Here is a 25,578-nt window from a genome sequence, read left to right on the forward strand (position 1 = left end):
GGCCTGCGGCTTTCGTCCCGTGTGCCCGCGCCAACCTGCCAAGGGCAACGCGACATGAAAACACTGGCCAAGCTCCCCGTCACCATCGTTACCGGCTTCCTCGGCTCGGGCAAGACCACCTTGCTCCGCCACATGCTCGACAACGCCCAGGGCCGCCGTATCGCGGTCATCGTCAACGAATTCGGCGAGCTTGGCATCGACGGCGAAATCCTCAAGCAATGCAGCATCGGCTGCACCGAGGAAGAAGCCAGCGGCCGCGTCTATGAACTGGCCAACGGCTGCCTGTGCTGCACCGTGCAGGAAGAGTTCTTCCCGGTGATGCGCGAACTGGTCGCACGCCGCGGCGACCTCGATCATATCCTCATCGAAACCAGTGGCCTGGCACTGCCCAAGCCGCTGGTGCAAGCCTTCCAGTGGCCGGAAATCCGCAACGCCTGCACCGTTGACGCGGTCATTACCGTGGTCGACAGCCCGGCCGTGGCCGCCGGCACCTTCGCCGCCTACCCGGAGCAGGTCGACGCGCAACGCAAGCTCGACCCTAATCTGGACCACGAATCGCCGCTGCACGAACTGTTCGCCGATCAGCTGGCCAGCGCCGACCTGGTGGTGCTGAACAAGGCCGACCTGATCGACGCCGAAGGCCTGGCCAAGGTCCGTGCCGAAGTGGCCGAAGAGCTGCCGCCTGCGGTCAAGGTGATCGAGGCCAGCAGCGGCCGGCTGCCGCTGGAGGTGTTGCTGGGCGTGGGTGCAGAGTCCGAGGCGCACATCGACGGCCGCCGCACCCACCACGATTCCCACCATGACGGCGACGATCATGACGATCATGACCACGACGCCTTCGACTCGATCTCCATCGACCTGCCCGAAGCCGACGAAAGCCTGCTGCTCGATGCCCTGACCCAGCTGGTGGTGGAGTTCGGCATCCTGCGCGCCAAAGGCTTCGCGGCCATCCCAGGCAAGCCGATGCGCCTGCTGGTGCAGGGCGTGGGCACCCGTTTCGACAAGCACTTCGACCGCGCCTGGCGCGCCGACGAGCCACGCATCACCCGCCTGGTACTGATTGGCCAGGACCTCGATGCCGCGCAACTGGAAATGCGCCTGCGCCAGGCCCTGGGCGCCTGACCCATGCACCTGCTGCGGACCCAGCCCGGCGGCTTCGTGCCGGACGACAGCATCGCCGACCTCGGCCAGACACCCGCCGAGCTGGTGATTCTCTGCAGCGGCGATTCGCACCTGGCATTGCTCGCCGAAACCGCCGAGCAACTGCCGGCCGACTTCCCCAGCCTGCGCCTGGCCAACCCGATGCAGGTGCAGAACCATGCTTCGGTTGACCTGTATGTGGACGAGGTGCTGCGCCATGCCAAGGTGATCCTGGTGTCGCTGCACGGCGGCGTCGGCTACTGGCGCTACGGCGTCGAGCAGCTGGTCGAACTGGCCGCGCGCGGTGTGCAGCTGATCCTGGTGCCCGGCGATGATCGCCCTGACCCGGAATTGACCGACCTGGGCACAGTCACCGGCGAGGCGGCCGAGCGGCTCTGGCACTACCTGCGCCAGGGCGGCAAAAGCAATGCCGTCAACCTGTTCAAATGCCTGGCCAACCAGTGGCTGGGGCGCGATTACAGCTGGGACGAACCGCAGCCTTTGCCGCGCACGTCGGTGTATCACCCGGGCAAACCCGGTGCGCTGCTCGAGGACTGGTACAGCCAGTGGCACAGCGAATACCCAGTAGCCCCGTTGCTGTTCTATCGCTCGCACCTGCAGGCCGCCAACACCGCCTTCATCGACGTGTTCTGCGAGCGCTTGCAGGCGGCCGGGCTCAACCCACTGCCCATCGCGGTGGCCAGCCTCAAGGAAAGCGCCTGCCTGGAGCAGGTCGAGGCCTGGCTGGACGAAGTGGGCGCCGAGGTGTTGATCAACACCACCGGCTTTGCCCTGTCCAGCCCAGAGCGCCCCAACTTGCGGCCGTTTCGCCGGGATATCCCGGTGCTGCAGGCCATCTGCGCACAGGACAACCAGCCCGGCTGGGAAGCCAGCGAGCAGGGCCTCGGTGCCCGCGACCTGGCCATGCACATCGCCTTGCCGGAACTGGACGGGCGCATCATCACCCGCCCGGTGAGCTTCAAGGACATGGCCTGGCGCAGCGAGCGCAGCCAGTCCGACGTGGTCTGCTACCGCGCTCACCCCGAACGCATGGATTTTGTCGCCGAGCTGGCACGGCGCTGGGTCGAGCTGGCGCGCCTGCCCAATGGGCAGAAGCGTGTGGCCCTGGTGCTGGCCAACTACCCGACCCGCGATGGCCGGATTGGCAATGGGGTCGGCCTGGACACCCCGGCGGCAGCCCTGAATATTCTCGAGGCACTGCAGGCCGAGGGCTATCCGCTCGCGCAACTGCCAGGCAGCGGCACGCAATTGATTCACCAGTTGCTCGGTGGGGTGACCAACGACCTCGAGCACCTCGACCAGCGCCCCTGCGCCCAGAGCCTGAGCCTGGCGGATTATCAGGCGGCGTTCGAACGCCTGCCCGAGGCCAACCGCCAGGCTGTGCTGGAGCGCTGGGGGCCGCCCGAGCAGGACCCGATGTACCGCGCTGGTCGCCTGATGGTGGCCGGCCTGCGCTTTGGCCTGACCTTCGTCGGCATCCAGCCGGCGCGAGGTTATCAGGTCGACCCCAGCGCGGTATACCACGACCCTGACCTGGTGCCGCCGCATGGTTACCTGGCGTTTCACTTCTGGCTGCGTCATGCCTTTGCCGTCGATGCCGTCATCCACGTCGGCAAGCACGGCAACCTGGAATGGCTGCCCGGCAAGGGCGTCGGCCTGTCCGCACAATGCTGGCCGGACGCGCTGCTCGGCCCGTTGCCGAACATCTATCCGTTCATCGTCAACGACCCAGGCGAAGGTGCCCAGGCCAAGCGCCGCACCCAGGCGGTGATCATCGATCACCTGATGCCGCCGCTGACCCGCGCCGAAACCTATGGTCCCCTGCGTCACCTGGAGCAGCTGGCGGACGAATTCTACGAAGCCCAGTTGCTCGACCCACGCCGCGCACGTGAGCTGCAGCGCGACATTCTCGAGCTGGTCAAGGCCAACCACATCGATCGTGAGTTGCAGTTGGAAGGCCAACTGGACGATGCCGCGGTGTGGCTGCCGCGCCTGGACACTTACCTCTGCGACCTCAAGGAATCGCAGATTCGCGATGGCCTGCATGTCTTCGGCCAGTCGCCGCAGGCACGCCTGCGCATCGATACCTTGCTGGCCTTGCTGCGCGTGGAGCGTGGCGATGGCCGCGGTGGCAATGCCAGCCTGTTGCGCACACTGGCCAAGGCACTGGCGCTGGGCTTCGACCCCCTCGATTGCGACCTCGGTGAAGCCTGGTCAGGCCCGCGTCCGGCGCTGTTGCAAGCCGTGAGCGAAGGCGCGTGGCGCACCTGTGGCGATACCCGCGAGCGCCTTGAGTTGCTGGCGTTGCGCATCATCGAGCAGGCGCTGCAGGGGCAGGTGCAGTTGCCCGAGCAGCCCGAATGGCAGCCGGTGCACGATGTGGTAACAGCCCTGCGTGAGCAGGTAGCGCCTGATCTGGATGCGTGCGGCGCGGCAGAAATCAACGGCCTGCTTGCCGCGCTGGCCGGGCGCTTCGTGCCGGCTGGCCCCAGCGGTGCCCCCAGCCGGGGTCGCCTGGATGTATTGCCGACCGGGCGCAACTTCTACACCGTGGACGTGCGCAACCTGCCAACCACCACGGCCTGGCGGCTGGGGTTCGCCTCGGCCAACCTGATCCTCGAACGGCACCTGCAGGACCATGGCGACCACCTGCGCCAGCTGGGCCTGTCGGTGTGGGGCACGGCGACCATGCGCACGGGGGGGGATGACATCGCCCAGGCCATGGCGTTGATGGGCGTGCGCCCGGTTTGGGCCACCGGCAGTCAGCGCGTCGACGACTTCGAGATCCTGCCGCTGAGCCTGCTTGATCGCCCGCGGGTGGACGTGACGCTGCGTGTGTCGGGTTTCTTTCGCGATGCCTTCGGCAACCTGATCCGCCTGTTCGACGCTGCGGTGCAGGCGGTGGCGGCACTGGACGAGCCGGACGACCTCAACCCCCTGGCCGCGCGGGTGCGTCACGAACGCGCCAGCCTGCAGGCACAGGGCGTGGATGCCGAGCAGGCGGCGCGCCAGGCCGGCTGGCGGGTGTTCGGGGCCAAGCCTGGTGCCTATGGTGCCGGCGTGCAGAATGCCATCGATGGTCGCCTGTGGCACATCCGCGACGACCTCGCCGAGGTGTACCTCAACCATGGCGGTTACGCCTACGGTGCCAGCGACGAGGGCACGCCGGCGCGTGCCCAGTTCGCCCGGCGCCTGGGCCAGGTGCAGGCGGTGTTGCAGAACCAGGACAACCACGAGCACGACCTGCTCGATTCCAATGATTACTATCAGTTCCAGGGTGGCATGCTGGCGGCGTCGGAGACCTTGTCCGGCGGGGCAGTGGCCAGTTACCACGGCGACCACAGCCAGGTCGACCGGCCGCGGATCCGCACCCTGAAGGAAGAACTCAACCGCGTGATCCGTGCCCGGGCGCTGAACCCGAAATGGATCGACGGGGCGAAACGCCATGGCTACAAGGGTGCGTTCGAACTGGCAGCGACGGTCGACAACCTGTTTGCCTTCGACGCCACCACGCATCTGATTGATGACCATCACTACCAGTCGCTGGCTGATGCCTATGTGCTCGACCCGGCGACTCGCGACTTCATGCGCGAGCACAACCCCGAGGCCCTGCGTGACCTCACCGAACGCTTGCTGGAAGCCCAGCAGCGTGGGCTCTGGGAAGCCCCCGGTGACTACCGCGAGGCCCTTGAGGCGCAGTTGCTCGACGGCGAGGAACAGGCTTGAAATGAGTGAACCCGTGCAATTTCCGCTGGCTGCCGTGGTCGGTGCCGACGACCTCAAGCTGGCCCTGTGCCTGACCGCCATCGACCCTAAGATCGGTGGCGTGCTCATCGAAGGCCCGCGTGGCATGGCCAAGAGCACCCTGGCCCGCGGCCTGGCCGACCTTTTGGGCGAGGGCCCGTTCGTGACCTTGCCGCTGGGTGCCAGCGAAGAGCGCCTGGTCGGCACACTGGACCTGGATGCCGCACTCGGCCAGGGCAAGGCGCAGTTTTCTCCCGGTGTGCTGGCTCATGCCGATGGTGGTGTGCTGTATGTCGATGAAGTCAACCTGCTGCCTGACACCTTGGTTGACCTGTTGCTGGATGTGGCCGCCAGTGGCACCAACCGCATCGAGCGCGATGGTATTTCCCATCGGCACAGTGCCCGTTTCGTCCTGATCGGCACCATGAACCCCGAGGAAGGCGAGTTGCGACCGCAGTTGCTCGACCGCTTCGGCCTGAATGTGGCGCTCGAAGGCCTGCCAGCCCCTGAGGCACGTCAGCAGATCATTCGCAGGCGGCTGGCCTTCGACAGCGACCCGCAGGCGTTCTGTGAGCAGTGGGCCAGCGCCCAGGCGCAACTGCGCGAACGCTGCCAGGCGGCGCGCCAAGGGCTGGCGGCGATCGCCCTGGATGATCAGGCCCTGGCCTGGATCACCGAGCGCTGCTTTGCTGCCGGCGTTGATGGCCTGCGTGCCGACCTGGTCTGGCTGCGCGCCGCCCGTGCCCATTGTGCCTGGCGTGGCGGGCAGGCGATCGAGGAAGGTGATGTCGACGCCGTGGCGGAGTTTGCCTTGCGCCATCGCCGCCGCACGGCGCCTGATGCGCCAGCCTCTGCGCCGCCGCCAGCTGCAGCGGATGGGCGCGACCGGCCGAGCGAAGGCGGGCAGGGCGACTGGGGCGCGCTGCCGGCGCAGCCCGTCAGCAGCGGCGCACGGCGAGAGGTGCCGAACTGGGCAAAAAAGCCCTGAGCATCCGTCAATCAGGTTTGAAGATGGCGGATGCCATGCCCCGGGTTGGTAACCTGGCCGGTGCCAGTCGTGGCCGCGCCCGTGAGGCATCCTCGGGCCGGGTGGCCTGGCTGCCGACCTTGCTCAAGGGGCGCCCGAAGCTGCGCCGGGACCTTTGCTGGCAGCAGCGCCAGGCCCAGGCCAACGAATTGTGGCTGGTCATCGTTGACGCCTCGGCTTCGACCCGGCGCCATCAGGCGCTGGCGCAGTGCAAAGGCCTGCTGGCAGAGCTGTTCGACCAGGCCTATCGGCAACGCGCACGTCTTGCCTTGCTGACCGCCAGCGGTGGTGTACCGCAATGGCAGCGTCATGGGCTCAAGGCGTCGGCAAGCCTGCAGCCCTGGTTGCAGGCGCTGGGGGCTGGCGGTGGCACGCCTTTGATCGCGGCGCTTGAACAGGCTCGGCGCTGGCTGCAGGCCCGGCACAAAGCCCACCCTCATGAATTGCAGCGCTGCCTGGTATTCACCGATGGTCGCCTGCAGCGCTGGCCTGCCGTGCAACCGCTACCTTGCGCCACTGTATTGGTGGACATGGAATTGGCACCGGTTCGCCTGGGGCGGGCACAACAGTTGGCCACTGAGCTACGGGCCGAGTATCAGCATCTTGAGCTATTCAAGGTATTGGTGTGAGGGCAGTGGAAAGGATTGGCGCGACACTTTGTCGCAATAATGAAAGTTGCCTGGCAGGCCATTGAAAAAGTTGTTCAAGTGCGTGCCAGGCACGCACTTGCAGGGGCGCAGCGATATTATGTGGGCATCGACCAAGGCTGCAGGTCGTAACCCTTCTGGCACAGTTCGGCACGCACTTCTTCGATCAGGCTGGCCCATTGTGCAGGGTCCGAATAGATACGCGACGACACTTGCTTGCTGCCAATGCGGGTGTTGGTCCGGTCGATGACCGCAAGGCTCAGTTCACCGGTACCGTTGGGCGCATCCCAGGCAACGCACTGGAACGGTTCGAACGCGTGGTCGGCAATCAGCAGAGCTTCGTTGACACGGAGCGGGGCATTCATGGTTCGGTCTCTCTATGGTCCCAAACATCGAAATAAGGTCCGCTTAACTGCTACGTCGCTTCAGGTTTTATCGCGATCCGCAGCGCGGGGTTATTCGTACTGATGCTCCAAGTTAGGGGTGGAGTCACACAGGTAATGTAAATTTTTTTGCCGGTTACAGATTTTTTGTTTCCAGCGCCGGCTGTGACGCCAATAAATATGAAAAATTCCCGAACGGCTCCGGCCCGGCAGAATCGGGCAGACAGACGGTCGTGGGTAGCGTCAAGTTCGTTGCTACTGTTAATTCGGCGCCGCAACTTACTGTTTTCACGTAAAAAACCAACAATTGGCGCCAAGGAACGGTCATGCACGAGACTGCCGCTCTGCGTCGCTTGCTCATCGTCGATCCCTGCGACGATTGCCACCGTCTGTTACCCGGCCTGGAGAGTGCCGGCTGGGAGGTTCACAGCTGTGGGCTGGACCTGGCCCTGGAGCACCGATGCGATATCGGCCTGCTGCGCCTGCAGGCATCACACCTGCGGCACCCGGACGCGGTCAAGGACATGATCAAGCGCAGCAATACCGAGTGGATTGCCGTGCTCAACGCCGAGCAGTTGCGCATGCAGAATGTCGGTGACTTTGTCTGTGAGTGGTTTTTCGATTTTCATACCTTGCCATTCGACTTTTCCCGCGTGCTGGTGACCCTGGGGCGGGCGTTCGGCATGGCCCGCCTGCGTGGCAAGGGCGCGGTGAGGGTGGATGGGCTGGAACATGAACTGCTCGGTGACAGCCGGCCGATCCTGGAATTGCGCAAATTGCTCGGCAAGCTGGCACCGACCGAATCCCCTGTCCTTATCCGCGGTGAGAGCGGCACGGGCAAGGAGCTGGTGGCGCGCACCTTGCACCGCCAATCACAGCGCAGCGAAATGCCGTTCATCGCCATAAACTGCGGGGCGATCCCTGAAAACCTGATCCAGTCCGAGTTGTTCGGGCACGAGAAAGGTGCCTTTACCGGTGCCCACCAGCGCAAGGTGGGGCGGATCGAGGCGGCTCATGGCGGCACCTTGTTCCTCGACGAAATTGGCGACCTGCCCCTGGAGTTGCAGGCCAATTTGCTGCGATTCCTCCAGGAAAAGCACATCGAGCGGGTGGGTGGAAGCCAGCCGATACCGGTCGACGTGCGGGTACTGGCGGCAACCCACATGGACCTGGAAAAAGCCATCGAACAGGGGCGCTTTCGCGAAGACCTGTACTACCGGCTGAACGTGCTGCAGGTGGTGACTGCCCCACTGCGTGACCGGCATGGCGACCTGTCGATGCTGGCCAACCACTTTTCGCACTTCTACAGCCTGGAAACCGGCCGCAGGCCACGGTCATTCAGTGACCATGCGCTGGCAGCAATGGGGCGCCACAACTGGCCGGGCAATGTCCGTGAGCTGGCCAACCGGGTAAGGCGTGGCCTGGTGTTGGCCGAAGGGCGCCAGATCGAGGCCCAGGACCTTGGCCTGCAGGGCCTGGAGCAGGAAGAGCAGCCGCTGGGCACCCTCGAAGACTACAAGCACCGGGCTGAGCGCCAGGCGCTGTGCGATGTGCTGGACCGCCACAGCAACAACATGAGCATTGCCGCGAAGGTGCTTGGGGTATCGAGGCCGACGTTCTACCGGCTGCTGCACAAGCACCAGATTCGCTGATCAGCTGGATTGAGCGATATGCCCGTCAGACAGGTCATCCAACGGCTCTTCTTCGCCTGGTAGCGCGGTAATCACGCTGAAATCACTGATCTCGACTTCACCGCCGCCATAACCGAGCAAGTGGAAGGAGAATGCCTTGCGCACGGTAGGGTTATCGAAGCCGAATTCCATCTCCAGCGGTTCGTCGGTTGTCACCCGGATCTCTTCGGGCAACCCCAGCGGCACATCCTGCTCCAGCTCCTTGGCCTTGAGCTGGATATAGGCTGCGTGCTGCGGGTCCAGCGCCCGTACCTTGACCCGCACACGGGTGTGCGAGCCTTCGGGCATTTCCAGGTACTGGGCGCCGATCAGGTTGTCTGCCCAGTCGTCGCGGATGCGCGCCTGCAATTGAATGGCGGAGGGGCTACCGAACTGGTAACGCAGGTTCAGCGGTGTTTGCAGCAGAGACTGGTCGAGCACCCCGGCCAGCGCACCGATCTGTGCGCCGAGGGTGCTGTCGCCGGGGCCGAGGTACCTGGCCTGGTCGGCGATGAAACCTGGGCTGTCGTAGCGCCGGCAGCGCTGCTGGAAGTCGCATTCGGTGAAGACGCCCTTGCCATCGTGGTAGCGCAGCATGCCGTTGGTGTAGGAAATCATCTCCCGGCCGTTGTCGTAATCGCGGTACAGCGAACGCCCACCGAGGGCGACCGGGATCGGCAGGGCAAAGTAGTCGAGCAGGGAGGTGGCCAGGTCGATGTGGCCGTAGGTGCCGTTCTTGATGCGCGGCAGTTGTGCCTGTTCCGGTGCCAGGGTCAGGTTGAAGCCCCAGGACGAGGCCAGGCGTACGCCATCGATACCGTGGGATTCGTCCGAGGTGACCACCACCAGCGTGTCCTTGAGTACGCCCTGGCGCTCGAGGTTGTCGAGGAACGCACCGATTGCATCATCGAGGTAGGCGACCGCTGCCTGCTTGGCGGTGTCGTAACGCTGCAGGTAGTCTTCGGGGGCGGAGTAGGGCTGGTGCGTGCCTACGGTCAGCAGGGTGAGCATCCAGGGGCGACCCTGCTGGCGCAGCTGGCCGACATAATCCAGGGCCCCTTCGAAGAACGCCCGATCATCCTTGCCCCACGGGAATTCCAGGTAGTTCTTGTTGCTGAACCACTCCAGCCCGTGCACCGAGTCGAAGCCGATATGCGGCATGATCCGGTCCTTGGCCATGAAGCGCAGGCCTGCGCCTTGCAGGTAGTGAGTGGTGAAGCCGGCCTGACGCAGCTGTGCCGGCAGGCAGGCCTGGTTGCGCTGGTGCTGGGTGAGCAGCTCGACCCCTTTGGGCGTGCCGTTGGCGAGCTTGTCGTAGTCGCCGCACAGCATCGCATACAGGCCGCGGATGGTCTGGTGCGTGTGCAACACATAGTCCGGGGTGTTCATGCCGCGTTCAGCCCACTGGCTGAGCCTGGGCATCAGGTCTTCATCGAAACGGCTGTGCAGGGCCTGGCGGTTGGGGCGCACATAGGCGCCGGGGATGCCTTCGAGGGTGATCACCAGCAGGTTGCGGGCCTGGCCTGGCGCTGTCAGCAACTTTTGCCCGCTCAAGTCATGTTGGGTCAGGCCAGCGCTTGGCAGTGGCGTGACCGTGGGGGCGTGGCCCGCCCAGTGCTGGACGTGACGTTGCAGGTCGCCGGCGGCGGCAGACAGCAACTGATGGGTCAGGTTGTATTGGCGCCATTGGTCGGCTTCGCTGGGCGCCAGGTGCTGGCTGCCCCAGTGGGCAGCGAACAGCAGCGCCGGGATAGCCCAGGCCTTGCGCGCGAATTTCGCTCCGGGTTGCCTGCGGCTGTGCCAGGCGCTGCCCAGCCAGACCAGCAGGCCGCCCGCCAGCAACACGGGCAGCCAGGCATGGGCCAGACCGCCACCGGTGGAGTTTTCCATGAACTGCGGGTCGAACAGGTAGCCCAGGTCGGCACTGTTCGGCAGCCTGCCAACGGCGCTGACCAGTTCGGCCGAAGCTACCCACAGGGTGGCCCAGGCCAGCAGAACCGGCAGCGCCAGCCACCACGGGCGGCGCTGCAACAGCAGCACCAGCAGGCAGCCCAACGCCAGGTCCGACAGGTAGCCATAAGGGTTGGACCAACCCAACAGGGCGCGCACGACCAGAGGGATCACCAGCACCAGGGTAATCAGGGCGAGTAGCCGGGTGCGTGGCGGGCCTTGCAGGTTCTTCACGAAAACTTTCCTTCTTGCCATGAAATCGTCACATATTTGTGCGCGATGATAACAGGCCGATACCAGGAAAGCCGTTGGCTACAAGGTTGGTAACCAATTGGGGGCGCGATGCGCCCCGGCTGTCAGAAGTAATACGGGAACTTCAGGCTGAAGGAAAAGTCCGGCGCATCATCTGTCAGGCCAATCGACAAGTTCGGCACGATCGTCAGGTTGTTGGAGGCTGCAAAGGTCAGGCCGACGTTGAAGTTGGCCGCGTTATAGTCGCTGTTGGTGATCGATTGCCAGTCGCCGCCGTCGGGCTTGATCTTGCTCTTGCGGGCGAACTGGTCGGTGACCGAGAACGACATGCTCATTTTCTCGTTGAGGGCGAAGGCAATACCGCCGCCGATCTGCCAGGAATCACCGAGTTTCACGTCACCCGGCACCTTGGTGTTCACCTGCGGGCTGATGTCGCTGAACGAGTCCTGCATGTTGTAGGTGTACGACAGGCTGCCGAACAGCACGGCCGGGTCGAAGGTCTTGACCAGCGAGATGCCAGGCGTGATGGCCCAGACACCGTTGCCGGTCGGCAGGTCCTCGGGCACCGACAGGTTGTCGTTGCCCGCCACCTGTTGCAGCTTGATGCCGTAGGGGTCTTTGCCGGTTGGCGCCTTCACGCGCAAGGTGGCGACGGCATCTGGCCAGCTCTCCGACTCGTCGAGGAACTTGTAGGCGATGCCGAAGTTGACGTCGCCGATGGTCGGGTCGCGGGTAACCGATGCGTCGGACGTGGTCCCGGCGGCCCCGCCTGCACCACCTGACGAGTAGGTGGAGTCGCGGTAGACGATGGGCACGTTGATGTCGAACTGCCAACGTTGGTCGACGTTGTAGCGCGCCGTCAGGTCCAGGGTCCAGTTGTCTGCCTTGATGCGGTCGATGTTGATGTTGCCGAGGAAGATCGAGTCCAGCGCCAGAAACCCGTTGAGCACCAGGGCGCGGGTGTCGTAGTGGGTGTAGGTGAGCCCGGTTTCGACGCTGAACTTGCCGCCACCGAAGAAACCGCTCGCTTCGTCATACAGGTTGGACACGCTCTGCGCCGGTTCCGAGTTGTCCTGCAGTGACTGCCCGTAAGAAGCGCCACTGCTGCCCGGCGTACCGGTGGCAACGGTCTGGCCACCTTTTACCCCCTGTGCTGGGGACTTGGTCAGGCGTTTCGGTGCTGGCTGGGCGGGGGCCTCCTCGACCTGCTTGAGCCGCTGTTCCAGCACCATCAGTGCGTTCTGTTGGGCTTCGTAGCGCTGTTTCAGCGCAATCAGTTCCTGTTTGAGTGCTTCGACCTGTGGGTCGGTTGCCGCCTGTAGCAGAGTGGCCGGGGCCAGTGTGGTAATGCAAACGATAGCTCTGAACGTCAACAAACGGTGCATGGATTAGCCGTCCCTTCTGACTACATACGATGAGACTTGAGCGTAGATCAGTATCCGAGATTGCGAATGCCTTTGAGTTGTTCGAGATTGGCACCCACGGATCCGGCCATCGGCGCATTGTCGCGCAGCACGACATTGAGGGATGTCAGGTTGCTGACACGGTTGCTGGCGCCCAGCAGGGTGGTGTTCTGCATCAGTCCGCCCTGGCCCAGGCTTTGCATTGAATTACCTTGGTTGCCGTTGGCGACGATATTCATCTGCACGCCACTGCTGGTCGACGACACACTCAACGAGCCCGCGCCATTGCTCCCCACCAGGGTGGAGCCAGCCGCCAGGGCCTGGCCCTGGGGTTGCCCGGATGGCGCCTCGTTGCCCTTGGTGACGTTGATGTCGACATTGTTGTTGGCCGCGTTGAAGTCACCCGCCGCACGTACCACCTGGGTCACGCCCTGGGTCGTGTTGAGGCCGCTACCGCCGCTGACGGTGCCGGTGCCGGTGCTGCGAGTCTGCGCGCTGCCGGTGCCCTTTTCATCGATCATCGAGACATAGAACTGTGGCTTGATGGTCGATTGCTGGATCTGCATCGCCGATGTCGCGCCAATCACTTCGCCGTTGGCGTTCTGCCAGGTGCTGGTCATGACCACGCCAAAGCTCACGATCCGCCCTGGCATCACATAACGCCCACGCAGGCCGGCCAGTTCCTGGTCTTTCAATTCGATCGGCTTGAACGTTTCTGCCTGGGTTGGCAGGCTGGCGGCCAGGCAAACCACTGCCAGCCAGAGGGAAGTCTTCATGGGGTTCTCCCGGAGCGTCTTGCCCTACGTCGTTAAGAAAGTCATTAGAAGAAGTCGCTTTGAATGAAACCGAAGTCCATCAGCTCTGCATCCGGCACCGGCGTGAAATTGCTGACGCGGTTTCTGGCGCTCAACGGTAGCGGCGGGTCGAGCAGGATGTTGTTCTTGTCGTAGCCCTTGCCAATGACGGCGAAGATGATGCCGTTCCAGCCTTTGATGAAATCGTCGAGCTTGAAGCGTTTGTGTCCCAGTACCGGATCACCGATATACACCCAGCCTCTGTCGACCTTCTGCATCACCACAAAGTGCTTGTAGCCGCGGATATCCATCAGCACGACCACGGGAATGCGGATGCTTTGCAGCGTGTCGGGGGCTACCTTGTAGCCGCGTGCACGCATGCCCAGGCTTTCCACGTAGTGCTTCATGTCGAGCATGGAGAAGCCCTGGGTACGTACCAGGTCCTGGTCGGCGTGGGCCAGCATGCCCTCGATCACCTGGTTTTCATCCACGTCCAGCCAGTAGGCCTGGCGCAGAATGGTCGCCAGGGATGCCGCGCCACAGCTGAAGTCGGTTTTCTGCTGGACCAGGTCGGCGAACTTGCGTTCGCGGATGCTCTGGACCGGTTTGTAGATCACTGCACCACCTGGCAGCACGGACAACGGCATCTGCGAGGCTTCGCCGACACTGGCGATGCACAGCAGAAATGCCAAGGCGATAATGCGCATGTTCGACGCCCCCTGCCTTTTTCTTGTTAGAAAGAGGCTCCCCGAAGGGAGCCTCCAGACCGCCGTTGTTACATCGAGGTGTTGGAGATGGCCAGCGAGTTGCTTTGCTGGTTGCCTACACCGGCTGCCACGTTCACGCCCAGGTTGCCGCTGCCACCGTTCACCGAACCACTCAGGGTGGCGGTGTTGGTCACAGGGTTGGCCCAGCCGGTCGGGGTCAGCACTTGCCACGACACGGTGTTGCTCAGGGCATACTCGCTAGACTCGCTGAAGCTCTTCGAGATGCTGTCCGACGATTGCGAAGCTTTCTCGCCGGCTTTCTCGTAGGCCGAGGCGCTGGCTTTTTCCCATGCCGACTGGTTGGCCTTCTCGTACGAGGTATTACGAGACTTGTCATAGGACGAGTCATGGCTACGGTCATACGAAGAATCGTAGGCCTTGTCGAAGGACGAGCTGAACGACTTGTCGAACGACGAGTTGCTGGCCGACTCGTGGGACTTGTCGATCGAGGCATCCAGCGATGCACTGAGCGATGCGTCGAAGTCGGAGCTGCGCGAGCGAGTGAAGTTGCCGAAGGTTTGCGACGACGATGCACTGCCATTGGCACTGGCATCGAGCGATGCGCTAACCGTGGTATTGGACGACGAGCTGTGGTTGTTGCTGGCGCTGCCGTTTGCTGCGTAGTTGTTGGAACCGCTGGCGCTCATGCTGTTGCTGCCGCTGGAGCTGCTGCTGTTGGAGCCGCTGGCGGTCATGCTGGTTGAACCGCTGGCGCTGCTGCTCTTGCTGCCGCTGGCACTGGCGCTCTTGCTGCCCGACGCGCTCCAGCTCGAGCTGGAGCTCTTGTCGACACTGGCATCGAACGAACCGCTGCGCGAGGCCGAACCGCTCTTGGAAACGGTCAGGCTCAGCGTATCGATGGTGTAGGTCCGGTCGGCACGGTTGTTCACCGTCAGGCCAGGGCCGTTCTGGTCGGCCGAAGCCGTAGCGCTGGAGTTACCGATAGGCGCGGCGTTGTTGGCGATCGCCATGGTATTTTTCTGCTGGTTCAGGTCGCCGCCAGCAATGTTGATACCAATGTTGCCGCTGCTGCCGTCGGCCGAGCCGCTCATGACGGCGGAGCTGCGGGTCGCCCAGTTGTTGACGGTGTTGTTGTTGCTGCGCTGGGTCACTTCAGCGTTCGCAGTGGCGGTGCCGAAGACGAAGCTGTTGTCGATGTCGGCATTGTCGGACGACGTGTTGGCGATGGCCGCGGCGTTGTCCTGCTGGTTGCCGTTACCGGCCGCCACGTTCACGCCCACGTTGCCGCTGGCACCGGCACCCGAGCTGCTCATTTCAGCTTCGTTGACGGTGCCTTCGTTGTAGATGGTATTGCCGGTGCTTCTTTGCGAGTCAGTCGCTTCAGCAGAGGCGCTGGTGAAAACAGCCCTGTCCATTTGCCGGTGGTGGTTATTGTGGTTGTCGTGACCACGACGATTGTTCTGATCCGCTTGTGCAGCAACAGCCATGACCGCAGCAATTGCGAAAACCAGAGGCTTGATTGCCATCGAGGGTTTCATGGTGTTTCTCCGTCTTTAGGTTAAGTGTTGTTCTTACCTGTTACCTGCTGGGTCAGTTCGCGACCCGTACGCTCAGGGTGTTTGCCGTCTGGTTACCCACCCCGGCGCTCTGATTCAGCTGGATGACCCCGCGGCTACCGGTGAATGCCTGGTCACCGGTGGTGACGTGGCGATAGCCGGGTGAGGTATCAGATGGATCGGAGCTGTTGATCAGCGCCACGTTCTGTTGCAGAAGGACGCTGTCATCGATGCTTTGCGGTTGTGTACTGATGCTGATGCGCAGGGCATTGGCCTGCTGGGTGGCAGCGCCCGCACTCTGGTTGACGCCCAGAGCGCCGCTGCCATGGCTGAAGGCGTTGCCCTGGATGCTGGCACTGGCGCCCATGTTGGGGTCGACGATGGACAACTGGCGCTGACGGATCAGCGTGGTTGCAGTGGCCTCGTGGCCTGTGGCGAGCGCCCGGGCGTTGGCTTGTTGCTGGCCATCACCGGCGGCCTGGTTGACGCTGAAGTTGCCTTGGTACTGCGCGCCGGAACTGTCGATGTTGGCGTCGTTGATCACCGGAACCGGTGACTGCGCCAGGGCCGTGGCACTGCCCAGCAGGGCCAGGATGAACAGCGTCTGCCTCATGTCATTTGCCTCCCGTGAGGATCTGCAGTGGGGCAAGACCGCGCTGGACGCTTGAGTTGACCATGTTGGAAATACCGTTGCCTGAGCCTGTGCCACGGCCGGCAGCCTGGTTCGCCAATTGCGTCTGGTTACCGATGTGGCCGCCCAGGTTGTCGGTCTGCTGGGTGACCAGCGAGGAAATCCCCGTGCCGCTGGTGATGCTGGCAAAATCGCCGTCGCTCAGTTCGTTGGTCTGCTTGAGGACTTGCGCGGAGGGGTTGGCGTTGGCGGTGGTAGGGTAGGGGTCGGGCGCCAGCGGCGCTCGAATGGCCATGCGCGGTTGCACATCGCGGGTGATTACGATGATGCCGTTGTCGGCGTGTACGGGCAGCGCCGAACCCAGTGCACAACCGACCAGCAGCAGGCGAAAAATGCCTTTATCCAGTTTCCCCATGACGGCTACTCCTTCTTGATGCGCTGGTCTTGTTCAGCGTTGCGAAGGAGGAGAGCGAAAGCCGTGCCGTTTTTGGATATTTCTTTTAAATCAGAGCGTTGGACGCACTGTCTGAACCAACTGTGAATTTGCTGTATCAGCGCTGAGACAAATTTTCAATGAATCGGCGTTTGGCCCAGCATTTGCGTTACTCGAAGGGGCTTTTCAACGAATGTTTCATAACCTTGACACTGCCCCCCGCAATTGGATGTGAGCCCACAGAAACGGGGGCTTGGCCTCACCTGGGTGTGTCATGGGATTAACACTCGGTTGGGCAAACCGGGGTTTTGCCTGCCAACAGGCGCTGCACGGCAAGCAGGGCCGTTGCGCTGCGCTGCGGCCAGTCGCCTTCGATGATCTGCAGCGGTTGCCCATGGCGCTCCAGCCAGCGGCGGCTGTCCTCGAAGAACACCTGGCGGTCGGCCAGGTCCGGCTGGCTGCGCTGACCATCGGCGACCCAGCCCACCCCTTGTGGACTGAGCAGCAGGTGCAGGTCGTATCGGCGGGCAAGCAAAGCCTGTTCCAGCCAGGGTGGGCAAGCACCGAACAGGGCGTGACTCCACAGCATGTTGCTGAGCAGGTGGGTATCGAGAATCAGCAGTTCGGGAGCCTGCTGGCGGGCCTGGTCTTCCCAGGCCAACTGGCCGCGGGCGATGGTGGGAATATCGGCATAGCAGGTGTCGCGGCACTCCTGGTCGATGAAGTGGCGCACGTATTCGGCCACCACGATACCGCCGAAATGCGCCTGGATTTCACCGCTTAGCCAGCTTTTGCCGCTGGACTCGGGGCCGCACAGGACTAGGACCTTCATGGGTGCACCAGCGCAGGGTCACGGCGCCATTCCAGCCAGCCGCGCACTGCGATAAGGGTCAACACGGCAAAGAAACCGGCCGTGAAGTACAGCTGTTGGTGCAGGTACTGGCCGACATAGACCACATCCACCACGATCCACAGCGGCCAGCACTGCACGCGCTTCTGCGCCATCCACAGTTGCGCGACCAGGCTGAAGCCGGTCAGCGTGGCATCCAGCCAGGGCAGGGCGGCATCGGTCCAGCCGGCCATCGCCGCACCCAGTGCCACGCTCAGCAGCAGCCCAGCCGCCAAGCCGCCGAGCAGCGAGCGTACTGGCAGGCGCGAGACCTGGCGAGCGTCCTCTACCCGATCCGGGCGTTTCCACTGCCACCAGCCGTACAGCTGCAGCACGGCGTAGGCCAACTGCAACAGCATGCCCGAGTAAAGCTTCACCTCGTAGAACAGCCAGCCATAGATGAGCACCATGACCAGGCCAATCGGCCAGCACCAGGCGTTCTGTTTGACGGTGAGCCACACGGCGGTCACGCCGAGCACGGCGGCGATGAGTTCGAGGCCGGACATCGGCGATCCTTGGTTGGCAAAGGGCGGCGATTGTAGCCTGTGCAGGGCAGGAGGTGTAGCGCGCAACCTGCACCGGCCCATGCGCCGGCTTGGCGGCGCGGGGGCCAGTGATCACGGCCGGTTCAGACCCGGAACTGGCGCAACAGTTGTTCAAGCTCCTCGCTGAGCCGGCCCAGGGCCATGCCGGCGTCGCTGGACTGGCGTGCGGCGTCGGCGGTTTGTTGCGACAGCCCGGCGGTGTCCAGCACATTGCGGTTGATTTCCTCGACCACATGCGACTGCTGCAAGGTGGCACTGGCGATCGAGGCGTTGAGGGCGGTGAGGCTGTGCAGCGCCTGGCTGATGGCATCCAGGCTGGCGCCGGCCTCGCGGGCTTGCTGCACGGTCTGGCGCGAGGCCTCGCTGCTGGTGTCGATGGCTTTGACCGCAGCATCGGACTGGCCTTGCAGGTGCTCGATCATGGTGTGGATTTCGGCAGTCGACTGCGCGGTGCGTTGCGCCAGCAGGCGCACCTCGTCGGCAACCACGGCGAAGCCGCGGCCCTGTTCACCGGCGCGAGCGGCTTCGATGGCGGCGTTGAGGGCGAGCAGGTTGGTCTGCTCGGCGATGGCGCGGATCACCTCCAGTACCCCGCCAATCTTGGTGCTGTGCCCAGCCAGTTCGCGGATTACCTGCACCGCCTGCTCAATGGTCACCGAGAGGCGGTCGATCTGCTGCAGGCTGCCGTGAATGGCCTGCTGGCCGTGCTCGACCTGCTGCTGCGCGGCGCGCATCTCCGTGGCGGCCTGTTCGGCGGTCTTGGCCACATCCTGCACGGCATAGGTGACTTCGTTGACCGCTGTCGCCACCTGGTCCATCTGCAGCGACTGTTGGGCGCTGTGCTGCTGTGCGGCGCCAGCATTGTCGCCGACGTGCCCGGCCGACTGCGCCAGGGCGTGGGCTGCGCCCTGGAGTTGGCTGACCACCCCCTGCAGCTTGCCGTTGAACTGGTTGAAGTGCTGGCCCAGGTGGGTGATCTCGTCGTGGCCGTGGGTGTCCAGGCGCCGGCTAAGGTCGCTTTCGCCGCTGGCGATGTTGCCCATGGCTTGCACGGCTTCCTGCAACGGGCGGGCAATGCTGCGGGCGATGAGCATGACCACCAGCGCCATCAGCACGGCGATGGCCAGGCCGACCAGTGAAGCATCACGCAGTTGGCGGGCGAATTCAGCCTGTACATCGTCGACATAGACGCCGGAGCCGATGATCCAGCCCCAAGGCTTGAACAGCTGGATATAGGAGGTTTTGGCTACCGGCTCGCTGGCCCCAGGCTTGGGCCAGCGGTAGTCGACCGGGCCGGCGCCCTGGCTGCGGGCGAGGGCGACCATTTCGTTGAACACGGCGAAACCGTCCGGATCGCGGATCGCAGAGAGGTCCTGGCCGTCGAGTTTGGGGTTGGCCGGATGCATGATCATCTTCGGCCCCAGGTCGTTGATCCAGAAATAGTCGTTCTGGTCGTAGCGTAGCGCCCGCACCACTTGCAGGGCCTGTTGCTGGGCCGCTTCGCGGCTGAGCGTGCCGGCAGCCTCCAGGCCCTGGTAGTAGGCCAGCACGCCAGCGGCGGTCTGTACCACGTGGCGGGTCTTTTCCGCCTTGGCCTGGTACAGGTCGCCATGGATCTGGCGCAGCATCAGCAAACCGAGCACCGCCAGCATGCCCACCGCAACCACCAGAATCAGCCACAGACGCCGGCTGATCGACATTGACCGCAATGCCTTCATCGAATCCACTCCCGCATTGTTCTTTTTATTAAGCTGCATCCAAGCATGCTTTGCAGGCGGCAGGCACTCGACTAATGGCTAAGTGCTAGTTATTGGCTACTCTGCCACAGGCCGCACGAGCCTTTGCCATGCCGCTTTGATAGGATTTCGGCCGGGCAAGATGAAACCTTTAGCCAGGCTGAACTTTTCCACTGGCGCCGGTCCCAGAAGTCGCTGTAAAAAGGCCGCGCCGCGTGCGGCAATCACAAGCAAACCAAGAATAAGGGGCCTGCAAGCAGCAGTGCTTCATCGGGGGAAGAATGGATTTTTGGACTGCCTTCCAGGCAATCATCTTAGGTGTGGTCGAGGGACTTACGGAGTTCCTGCCGATTTCCAGTACCGGCCACCAGATCATCGTCGCCGACCTGATCGGATTTGGCGGCGAACGGGCCATGGCGTTCAACATCATCATCCAGCTGGCAGCGATCCTGGCGGTCATGTGGGAGTTTCGTGGCAAGATCCTCGAAGTGGTGTTCGGCCTGACCCGCCAGCCGAAGGCACGGCGCTTTACCGGCAACCTGTTGCTGGCATTCATGCCGGCAGTGGTGCTGGGCGTGCTGTTCGCCGACCTGATTCACCATTACCTGTTCAACCCGATCACCGTGGCAACGGCGCTGGTGATCGGTGGCGTGATCATGCTCTGGGCCGAACGCCGTCAGCACACCGTGGCCGTGGACCATGTCGACGACATGCGCTGGACCCACGCCCTGAAGATCGGTTTCGTGCAGTGCCTGGCGATGATCCCGGGCACCTCGCGCTCCGGCTCCACCATCATCGGCGGCCTGCTGTTCGGCCTGTCGCGCAAGGCGGCCACCGAGTTCTCGTTCTTCCTGGCGATGCCGACCATGGTCGGTGCGGCAGTGTATTCGGGCTACAAGTACCGCCACCTGTTCGAGCCGAGCGACCTGCCGGTGTTTGCCATCGGGTTCGTGACGTCGTTCATCTTCGCCATGATCGCCGTGCGGGCGCTGCTGAAGTTCATCGCCAACCACAGCTACGCCGCCTTTGCCTGGTACCGCATCGTCTTTGGTCTGTTGATTCTGGCGACCTGGCAGTTCGGCTGGGTCGACTGGTCGACGGCGCACAGCTGACATGGCGCGCGCACAGGGCACGGCGCCACGCGGCGCCGAACGCACAACGGGCGTGCGCAATGCGCGCCTGAAGCTGTTGCTGCTGGGTGCACTGTGCCTGTTGCCCGGGGTTGGCGCGGCACAGATGGGCTGGAGCGGGCAGACCTGGGTGCCACTGGCGCTGTACCCGCTGGTCAGCCTGATCAGCCTGCTGCTGTACTGGCAGGACAAGCGACAGGCTCAGGGCGATGCCTGGCGCACGCCCGAAAAAGTGTTGCATGCCAGCGAGCTGCTGGGGGGCTGGCCCGGCGCGCTGGTCGCTCAGCAGCTGCTGCGCCACAAGACGCGCAAACTGTCCTACCAGCTGGTGTTCTGGGGCATCGTGCTGCTGCATCAGGTGTTCTGGCTCGACTACCTGTTCCTGGGCAGCCGATTTTTGCCGTTCAACTGATCAGCACAGCAGGCCTGCCTGCAGCCGTTTCGGCAGCCGCCGCACCACCAGCTGGTGCGAGCGCTGCAGCAGTTCGCACAGTTCATCCCGGCCCATGGGGTAGGGCGGCTCCATGCTGATCCACCTGGCACGAGCCAGATAAGGCGCCGGCCGCACGCCAGGCCGGTCGCAATAGCCCAGAAACAGCTCATCGGCGACCTTGAACGACAACCCCGCACCGGCCAGGTCGAGCACGGCGAACATCTTGTTGCCGGCCACGGAAAACACCCGGATGCCGCCCCATTTGTAGTCTTCCCGCGCACCCGGCAGGCTCAGGCAGAAGGCTGCCACCTGTTCCTCGGTCATTTTCTGCCTAGACATAACGCTCTCCACACGCCTCGAACGACGCCGCCAGGTGGTCTATCCATGCCCGTACCGCCGGTAGCAAGCCACGTCGATGAGGGTAGACTGCCTGCAGGTAACCGCCTGGCAACGACCAGTCGGGCAGCAACCTCACCAGCTCGCCACGTTCCAGTTCTTCTTCACAGAACATGCTGGGCAGTGCGGTGAAGCCCAGGCCGGCACGCACGGCTGCGTTGCGCACGACAAAATCGTCAATCGCCAGCCGCGGCTCAAGGGCGATCTCCTGCTGGCGGCCATCGGGGCCGAACAGGCGAAAGTGCACCAGGCGGTCGGCCTCGGCGGCCCCCAGCACCGGCAACGTGGCCAGCTCGGACGGCTCGCGGATATGCTCGGCAAAGCCTGGTGCAGCCACCAGTTGCATCTGCGCCTGGCGCAACCGGCGGGTGACCAGTGCCGGGTCTTCGTCGCCCAGGTCACGTACCCGCAGAGCCACGTCGATACCTTCGGAAATCAGGTCGACACGGCGGTTGAGCAGGACCATGTCCAGTTGCACCTGTGGATACTGCTCAAGGAAGCGGCTGATCACATCGGGAAGAAACGCATGGGCCAGCGCCACCGGGCACGACACCCGCAGCCGCCCACGCGGCTCGCTGCTCATGCTCGCCACGACTTCGTCGGCGGCTTCGGCCTCCAGCAGCATGGCCTGGCAATGGTGCAGGTAGCGCTCACCGACGGCCGTCAGCTTGAGCTGGCGTGTGGTGCGCTGCAGCAGGCGGGTGCCGAGGCGTTCTTCCAGTTCGGCAATGCGCCGTGACAGGCGGGACTTGGGGATGCCCAGCTGGCGCCCGGCCGCAGCGAAGCCGCCGGCTTCGACGACCCGGGCGAAATAGAAGAGGTCATTGAGGTCTTGCATCGAAATGTCTCATTGTTCTACCTGTGGGACAAACTAACGCATTTTTACCGCCTTATCAGCCATTCGACACCCCGGTAGGATTTTCTCCATCGTGATCGCCCACCGCTGCGGTCTTCACTCACTGGAGAGTCCCATGAAACTGTTGCATATCGATTCGAGCATCCTGGGCGACAATTCCGCCTCTCGCCAACTGAGCCGTGAAGTGGTCGAAGCCTGGAAAGCCGCAGATCCGAGCATCGAAGTGGTCTACCGTGACCTGGCCGCCGACGCCATCGCCCACTTCTCGTCCGCCACCCTGGTGGCCGCTGGCACCCCTGAAGAAGCCCGCGACGCCGCCCAGGCCTTCGAAGCCAAGCTGAGTGCCGAAACCCTCGAAGAATTCCTCGCCGCCGACGCCGTGGTGATTGGCGCGCCGATGTACAACTTCAGCGTGCCGACCCAGCTCAAGGCCTGGATCGACCGCGTTGCCGTAGCCGGCAAGACCTTCCGTTACACCGAAGCCGGGCCAGAAGGCCTGTGCGGCAACAAGAAAGTGGTACTGGTGTCCACCGCCGGTGGCCTGCACGCTGGCCAGCCGACCGGCGTTGGCCACGAGGACTTCCTCAAGGTGTTCCTCGGCTTCATCGGTATCACCGACCTGGAAGTCGTGCGTGCCCACGGCCTGGCCTATGGCCCAGAGCACCGTACCCAGGCCATCGATGCCGCCCAGGCGCAGATTGCCAACGAGCTGTTCGCTGCAGCCTGATCCCCTGGCTTCAAGAAAACCGGCTGGCGCCCCGTGCACCAGCCGGTTTTTTTCATCCAGTTTTCATCTGCCAGCGGCCGGCCCGGTTCTATGCTGACGCTATTCTGATGCCTGCTGCGCGATAGCTGACCGATGAACACTCCCCGCTGTTTGCTGGCATTGCTGCTCGGTGGCCTGCTGGCCCATGCCGAGGCCGCCCCCTGGGTGGCCGGTTTGCATCACATGACCCTCGACGACCCGGTCGATGCCAGGCCGATGCAAGCCCTGGCGTTTTATCCGTCCCAAGGCACACCGCGCAATATCCGCATCGACGGTTACCCCATCGACGTCGCTGAAGAGGCCCCGGTAGCGCTCGGGCAGTTTCCGTTGCTGGTGCTGTCCCACGGCAACACCGGCAGCCCGCTGGCGCTGCATTACCTGGCTACCTCCCTGGCCCGCCAGGGCTTCGTCGTGGTGGCGGTCGTGCACCCAGGCGACAACGCCCGTGACCACAGCCGCCTGGGCACGCTGAGCAACCTTTATGGCCGGCCTTTGCAGGTCAGCGAGGCGATCACCGCCGCTCGTGAGGATACGTTGCTTGGCCCTTACTTGAATGACGGCAAGGTCGGTGTGATCGGTTATTCGGCCGGTGGCGAAACCGCATTGATTCTGTCTGGCGCCCAGCCTGACCTCGACCGCCTGCGCCGTTACTGCCTGGAGCGCCCAGGGGACGCCGATGCCTGCAAGACCCACGGCGTGCTGATTGCCGACCGCAGCGAGCTGGCGCCCAAGGCCGACTCACGGGTAGGCGCGGTGATGCTGATGGCACCGCTGAGCCTGATGTTCGGCCGCCATGCGCTGGCCGGTGTGAAGGTGCCTGCGCTGATCTACAGCGGCGACAGCGACCAACTGGTGGCGGTGGACCGCAATGCCGAGGAGTTGGCGCGCAAGCTGCCGATCACCCCGGACTACCGCTTGCTGGCCGGGGCCGGGCACTTCGTGTTCATGGCCCGCTGCGACGAGGAGCAGCGGGCGCGCATGCCGGCATTGTGCAAGGACGCCGATGGCGTCGACCGCCGCCACATCCACCATTCGCTGCAGCGCGACACGGCGGCCTTCTTTACCCAGGCCTTGGGCGCCCCAGAACCGGCCGAGCGTTCAGCCGCGACGGCCGCGCCGCGCCAGTAGCAACGTCAGCCCGACCCCGGCCAAGGCCAGCAGGGCAGCGACGCAGAAGATCGAGGCATAGCCCAGGTGCACCGCAACCGCGCCCATCACCGGGCCGGCGATGGCCAGGGCCATGTCGAAGAACACTGCATAAGCCCCAAGCCCCGCGCCGCGGCTGCTGCTCGGCACCTGCTTGATCGCCTCGACACCCAGTGCAGGGTACACCAGCGACAGGCCGAAGCCGGTCAGGCCGGCACCCACCAGTGCCCAGGGCGGTGAGGGAGCCAGCCACAGCAGGCTCAAACCGAGCACTTCAGTGGCCATGCAGGCCATGGCCACGTTGTAGCCACCGAAGCGGTTGACCGCATTGACGAACAACAGCCGGGAAATGATGAAGCACAGGCCGAAGGCGCTCAGGCACCATGCCGCACCGACCCAGCCGCGTTCCAGGTAATACAGGGTGACGAAAGTGGTCAGGGTACCGTAGCCGATCGATGCCAGGGTCAGCCCCAGGCCACAAGGTGCGACACGGCCGAACGCCGACCAGAACGGCAGGCGCTCGCCACGCGTCACCACCACGTCCGGGCGTTTGCGCAGCACCAGCAAGGCCAGCACGGCCAGCACCAGCAGGGCAGGGCCGAGCACGCTGAAGTCCAGCCCGGCGACCGCCAGCACACCGACCGGCGCACCGATGGCGATAGCGCCGTACGAGGCGATGCCATTCCACGAAATTACCCGCGCCGTGTGTTCAGGGCCGACCTGGCTGATGCCCCAGCTCAAGGTGGCGACGCCGATCAGCCCCTGGGCCAGCCCCAGCAGCACGCGGCCACCGAGCAGCAGTGCCAGGCTCAGCAGTGGCAGTTGCAGCGACCAGGCCGAGAACAGCGTCAGCACCCCGCAACCGGCAATGCCCAGCAGGCCATAGCCAATCGCTTTCTTGCCCCCCAAGGTATCCGCCACGCGCCCGGCGAAGGGGCGGCTGAGCAGGGTGGCGAGGTATTGCAGGCCTATCGTCACCCCGGCAATCACCGCCCCGAAGCCCAGCTGGTCGTGCACATAGCTGGGCAGCACCGCAATCGGCAGGCCGATGCAGAGGAAGGCAATGAAGGTGTAGAAGACGATCGACAGGATCTGCAGGGTGATGCTGAAGTTACTGCTGGCGGGGGCGGGCTGTGGCGCGGTCATGGGCTCTTTCGCGGGCGGGCGGTTGGGCGTGCCCTCATCATGGCCGCTGGGCGAAGGAAATGAAAGCAGGCTAACGAATTATTCGTCGCAGAGTGCCTGCCCGTGGAGTAGGCGGTGGATTCTTCGCGGGTAAACCCGCTCCCACAGGGATTGCGC

At 63.9% G+C, this 25,578-nt stretch carries 23 protein-coding genes and 1 pseudogene; 9 read left to right on the plus strand and 15 right to left on the minus strand.

The window, feature by feature from the left end; translation table 11 throughout:
• The first annotated feature begins 54 nt into the window (after positions 1 to 54).
• Genes cobW through ACIPZ5_RS10730 form a run of 4 tightly spaced genes read left to right on the plus strand, consistent with a single transcriptional unit; the run spans position 55 to position 6,561 of the window.
• A complete protein-coding gene (cobW, locus tag ACIPZ5_RS10715; protein ID WP_400808459.1) occupies positions 55 to 1,122 on the plus strand; it encodes a cobalamin biosynthesis protein CobW in 1,068 nt (355 codons plus the stop codon).
• A gap of 3 nt (positions 1,123 to 1,125) precedes the next feature.
• Positions 1,126 to 4,887, plus strand: coding sequence for a cobaltochelatase subunit CobN (gene cobN / locus ACIPZ5_RS10720; protein WP_400808461.1), 3,762 nt, complete (start codon positions 1,126 to 1,128; stop codon positions 4,885 to 4,887).
• 1 nt (position 4,888) lies between these two features.
• Positions 4,889 to 5,893, plus strand: a complete 1,005-nt coding sequence (locus tag ACIPZ5_RS10725) for an ATP-binding protein (protein WP_400808463.1) — start codon at positions 4,889 to 4,891, stop codon at positions 5,891 to 5,893.
• A 35-nt stretch (positions 5,894 to 5,928) separates the two neighbouring features.
• Complete coding sequence (locus ACIPZ5_RS10730; protein ID WP_400808465.1) at positions 5,929 to 6,561, plus strand: VWA domain-containing protein; 633 nt, start codon at positions 5,929 to 5,931, stop codon at positions 6,559 to 6,561.
• Between the two features lie 116 nt (positions 6,562 to 6,677).
• Here ACIPZ5_RS10730 and ACIPZ5_RS10735 read toward each other — a convergent pair whose 3' ends face one another.
• Positions 6,678 to 6,944: a hypothetical protein gene (locus tag ACIPZ5_RS10735; protein WP_400808468.1), complete on the minus strand. Its 267-nt coding sequence runs from the start codon at positions 6,942 to 6,944 to the stop codon at positions 6,678 to 6,680.
• A gap of 344 nt (positions 6,945 to 7,288) precedes the next feature.
• Here ACIPZ5_RS10735 and ACIPZ5_RS10740 point away from each other — a divergent pair, with 344 nt between their 5' ends.
• Positions 7,289 to 8,614 carry a sigma-54 dependent transcriptional regulator gene (locus tag ACIPZ5_RS10740; RefSeq protein WP_261940100.1) on the plus strand — a complete coding sequence of 442 codons (1,326 nt, stop codon included), beginning with the start codon at positions 7,289 to 7,291 and terminating at the stop codon, positions 8,612 to 8,614.
• On the opposite strand, the gene ACIPZ5_RS10745 is transcribed toward ACIPZ5_RS10740, so the two are convergent.
• From ACIPZ5_RS10745 to ACIPZ5_RS10795, 11 genes and pseudogenes are all read right to left on the minus strand, one after another.
• Entirely contained in the window at positions 8,615 to 10,816 is a 2,202-nt protein-coding gene (locus ACIPZ5_RS10745; RefSeq protein WP_400808470.1) for an LTA synthase family protein, read from the minus strand.
• 122 nt (positions 10,817 to 10,938) lie between these two features.
• Positions 10,939 to 12,219 carry a hypothetical protein gene (locus ACIPZ5_RS10750; RefSeq protein WP_400808472.1) on the minus strand — a complete coding sequence of 427 codons (1,281 nt, stop codon included), beginning with the start codon at positions 12,217 to 12,219 and terminating at the stop codon, positions 10,939 to 10,941.
• Positions 12,220 to 12,266: 47 nt separating this feature from the next.
• Positions 12,267 to 13,013 carry a hypothetical protein gene (locus ACIPZ5_RS10755; protein WP_400808475.1) on the minus strand — a complete coding sequence of 249 codons (747 nt, stop codon included), beginning with the start codon at positions 13,011 to 13,013 and terminating at the stop codon, positions 12,267 to 12,269.
• 44 nt (positions 13,014 to 13,057) lie between these two features.
• Positions 13,058 to 13,738 carry a C39 family peptidase gene (locus tag ACIPZ5_RS10760; RefSeq protein ID WP_400808477.1) on the minus strand — a complete coding sequence of 227 codons (681 nt, stop codon included), beginning with the start codon at positions 13,736 to 13,738 and terminating at the stop codon, positions 13,058 to 13,060.
• Between the two features lie 68 nt (positions 13,739 to 13,806).
• Entirely contained in the window at positions 13,807 to 15,297 is a 1,491-nt protein-coding gene (locus ACIPZ5_RS10765; RefSeq protein ID WP_400808480.1) for a heme utilization protein, read from the minus strand.
• 52 nt (positions 15,298 to 15,349) lie between these two features.
• Positions 15,350 to 15,928: an adhesin gene (locus tag ACIPZ5_RS10770; protein WP_261940094.1), complete on the minus strand. Its 579-nt coding sequence runs from the start codon at positions 15,926 to 15,928 to the stop codon at positions 15,350 to 15,352.
• Position 15,929: 1 nt separating this feature from the next.
• Positions 15,930 to 16,361, minus strand: a complete 432-nt coding sequence (locus ACIPZ5_RS10775) for a hypothetical protein (RefSeq protein WP_261940093.1) — start codon at positions 16,359 to 16,361, stop codon at positions 15,930 to 15,932.
• Positions 16,362 to 16,659: 298 nt separating this feature from the next.
• Positions 16,660 to 17,211, minus strand: a complete 552-nt coding sequence (locus ACIPZ5_RS10780; protein ID WP_400808484.1) for an AAA family ATPase — start codon at positions 17,209 to 17,211, stop codon at positions 16,660 to 16,662.
• Positions 17,208 to 17,774, minus strand: coding sequence for a nicotinamide riboside transporter PnuC (gene pnuC / locus ACIPZ5_RS10785; protein ID WP_261940091.1), 567 nt, complete (start codon positions 17,772 to 17,774; stop codon positions 17,208 to 17,210). The genes ACIPZ5_RS10780 and pnuC overlap by 4 nt, the downstream gene beginning before the upstream one ends.
• A gap of 122 nt (positions 17,775 to 17,896) precedes the next feature.
• On the minus strand, positions 17,897 to 18,631 hold the full coding sequence (locus tag ACIPZ5_RS10790) for a methyl-accepting chemotaxis protein (protein WP_400808621.1): 735 nt from the start codon (positions 18,629 to 18,631) through the stop codon (positions 17,897 to 17,899).
• A 138-nt stretch (positions 18,632 to 18,769) separates the two neighbouring features.
• Positions 18,770 to 19,570: pseudogene (locus ACIPZ5_RS10795) on the minus strand (cache domain-containing protein); the annotation flags it as partial.
• Positions 19,571 to 19,830: 260 nt separating this feature from the next.
• Here ACIPZ5_RS10795 and ACIPZ5_RS10800 point away from each other — a divergent pair.
• Together ACIPZ5_RS10800 and ACIPZ5_RS10805 are read left to right on the plus strand one after the other, a co-directional pair.
• On the plus strand, positions 19,831 to 20,661 hold the full coding sequence (locus ACIPZ5_RS10800; protein ID WP_400808487.1) for an undecaprenyl-diphosphate phosphatase: 831 nt from the start codon (positions 19,831 to 19,833) through the stop codon (positions 20,659 to 20,661).
• Position 20,662: 1 nt separating this feature from the next.
• A complete protein-coding gene (locus tag ACIPZ5_RS10805; RefSeq protein WP_261940088.1) occupies positions 20,663 to 21,091 on the plus strand; it encodes a DUF1294 domain-containing protein in 429 nt (142 codons plus the stop codon).
• On the opposite strand, the gene ACIPZ5_RS10810 is transcribed toward ACIPZ5_RS10805, so the two are convergent.
• Entirely contained in the window at positions 21,092 to 21,451 is a 360-nt protein-coding gene (locus ACIPZ5_RS10810; protein ID WP_400808489.1) for an MmcQ/YjbR family DNA-binding protein, read from the minus strand.
• Positions 21,444 to 22,346, minus strand: a complete 903-nt coding sequence (locus tag ACIPZ5_RS10815) for a LysR substrate-binding domain-containing protein (RefSeq protein ID WP_313710987.1) — start codon at positions 22,344 to 22,346, stop codon at positions 21,444 to 21,446. The genes ACIPZ5_RS10810 and ACIPZ5_RS10815 overlap by 8 nt, the downstream gene beginning before the upstream one ends.
• A gap of 133 nt (positions 22,347 to 22,479) precedes the next feature.
• Between ACIPZ5_RS10815 and ACIPZ5_RS10820 the strand changes: the two genes are divergently transcribed.
• Together ACIPZ5_RS10820 and ACIPZ5_RS10825 are read left to right on the plus strand one after the other, a co-directional pair.
• Positions 22,480 to 23,091: an FMN-dependent NADH-azoreductase gene (locus ACIPZ5_RS10820; protein ID WP_060507230.1), complete on the plus strand. Its 612-nt coding sequence runs from the start codon at positions 22,480 to 22,482 to the stop codon at positions 23,089 to 23,091.
• A gap of 132 nt (positions 23,092 to 23,223) precedes the next feature.
• On the plus strand, positions 23,224 to 24,258 hold the full coding sequence (locus ACIPZ5_RS10825) for an alpha/beta hydrolase family protein (RefSeq protein WP_400808491.1): 1,035 nt from the start codon (positions 23,224 to 23,226) through the stop codon (positions 24,256 to 24,258).
• Here ACIPZ5_RS10825 and ACIPZ5_RS10830 read toward each other — a convergent pair.
• Complete coding sequence (locus ACIPZ5_RS10830; protein WP_400808493.1) at positions 24,229 to 25,422, minus strand: MFS transporter; 1,194 nt, start codon at positions 25,420 to 25,422, stop codon at positions 24,229 to 24,231. The genes ACIPZ5_RS10825 and ACIPZ5_RS10830 overlap by 30 nt on opposite strands.
• Positions 25,423 to 25,578: the final 156 nt, after the last annotated feature.

Source organism: Pseudomonas sp. NPDC089428 (genome assembly GCF_044749325.1).
In the GTDB taxonomy this organism is placed as follows: Bacteria; Pseudomonadota; Gammaproteobacteria; order Pseudomonadales; family Pseudomonadaceae; genus Aquipseudomonas.

Coding starts and splice junctions, on each gene's coding strand:
- cobW (WP_400808459.1), top strand. CDS start 55: ATGAAAACACTGGCCAAGCTCCCCGTCACCATCGTTACCGGCTTCCTC.
- cobN (WP_400808461.1), top strand. CDS start 1,126: ATGCACCTGCTGCGGACCCAGCCCGGCGGCTTCGTGCCGGACGACAGC.
- ACIPZ5_RS10725 (WP_400808463.1), top strand. CDS start 4,889: ATGAGTGAACCCGTGCAATTTCCGCTGGCTGCCGTGGTCGGTGCCGAC.
- ACIPZ5_RS10730 (WP_400808465.1), top strand. CDS start 5,929: ATGCCCCGGGTTGGTAACCTGGCCGGTGCCAGTCGTGGCCGCGCCCGT.
- ACIPZ5_RS10735 (WP_400808468.1), bottom strand. CDS start 6,944: ATGAATGCCCCGCTCCGTGTCAACGAAGCTCTGCTGATTGCCGACCAC.
- ACIPZ5_RS10740 (WP_261940100.1), top strand. CDS start 7,289: ATGCACGAGACTGCCGCTCTGCGTCGCTTGCTCATCGTCGATCCCTGC.
- ACIPZ5_RS10750 (WP_400808472.1), bottom strand. CDS start 12,219: ATGCACCGTTTGTTGACGTTCAGAGCTATCGTTTGCATTACCACACTG.
- ACIPZ5_RS10755 (WP_400808475.1), bottom strand. CDS start 13,013: ATGAAGACTTCCCTCTGGCTGGCAGTGGTTTGCCTGGCCGCCAGCCTG.
- ACIPZ5_RS10760 (WP_400808477.1), bottom strand. CDS start 13,738: ATGCGCATTATCGCCTTGGCATTTCTGCTGTGCATCGCCAGTGTCGGC.
- ACIPZ5_RS10765 (WP_400808480.1), bottom strand. CDS start 15,297: ATGAAACCCTCGATGGCAATCAAGCCTCTGGTTTTCGCAATTGCTGCG.
- ACIPZ5_RS10770 (WP_261940094.1), bottom strand. CDS start 15,928: ATGAGGCAGACGCTGTTCATCCTGGCCCTGCTGGGCAGTGCCACGGCC.
- ACIPZ5_RS10775 (WP_261940093.1), bottom strand. CDS start 16,361: ATGGGGAAACTGGATAAAGGCATTTTTCGCCTGCTGCTGGTCGGTTGT.
- ACIPZ5_RS10780 (WP_400808484.1), bottom strand. CDS start 17,211: ATGAAGGTCCTAGTCCTGTGCGGCCCCGAGTCCAGCGGCAAAAGCTGG.
- pnuC (WP_261940091.1), bottom strand. CDS start 17,774: ATGTCCGGCCTCGAACTCATCGCCGCCGTGCTCGGCGTGACCGCCGTG.
- ACIPZ5_RS10790 (WP_400808621.1), bottom strand. CDS start 18,631: ATGGACCAGGTGGCGACAGCGGTCAACGAAGTCACCTATGCCGTGCAG.
- ACIPZ5_RS10800 (WP_400808487.1), top strand. CDS start 19,831: ATGGATTTTTGGACTGCCTTCCAGGCAATCATCTTAGGTGTGGTCGAG.
- ACIPZ5_RS10805 (WP_261940088.1), top strand. CDS start 20,663: ATGGCGCGCGCACAGGGCACGGCGCCACGCGGCGCCGAACGCACAACG.
- ACIPZ5_RS10810 (WP_400808489.1), bottom strand. CDS start 21,451: ATGTCTAGGCAGAAAATGACCGAGGAACAGGTGGCAGCCTTCTGCCTG.
- ACIPZ5_RS10815 (WP_313710987.1), bottom strand. CDS start 22,346: ATGCAAGACCTCAATGACCTCTTCTATTTCGCCCGGGTCGTCGAAGCC.
- ACIPZ5_RS10820 (WP_060507230.1), top strand. CDS start 22,480: ATGAAACTGTTGCATATCGATTCGAGCATCCTGGGCGACAATTCCGCC.
- ACIPZ5_RS10825 (WP_400808491.1), top strand. CDS start 23,224: ATGAACACTCCCCGCTGTTTGCTGGCATTGCTGCTCGGTGGCCTGCTG.
- ACIPZ5_RS10830 (WP_400808493.1), bottom strand. CDS start 25,422: ATGACCGCGCCACAGCCCGCCCCCGCCAGCAGTAACTTCAGCATCACC.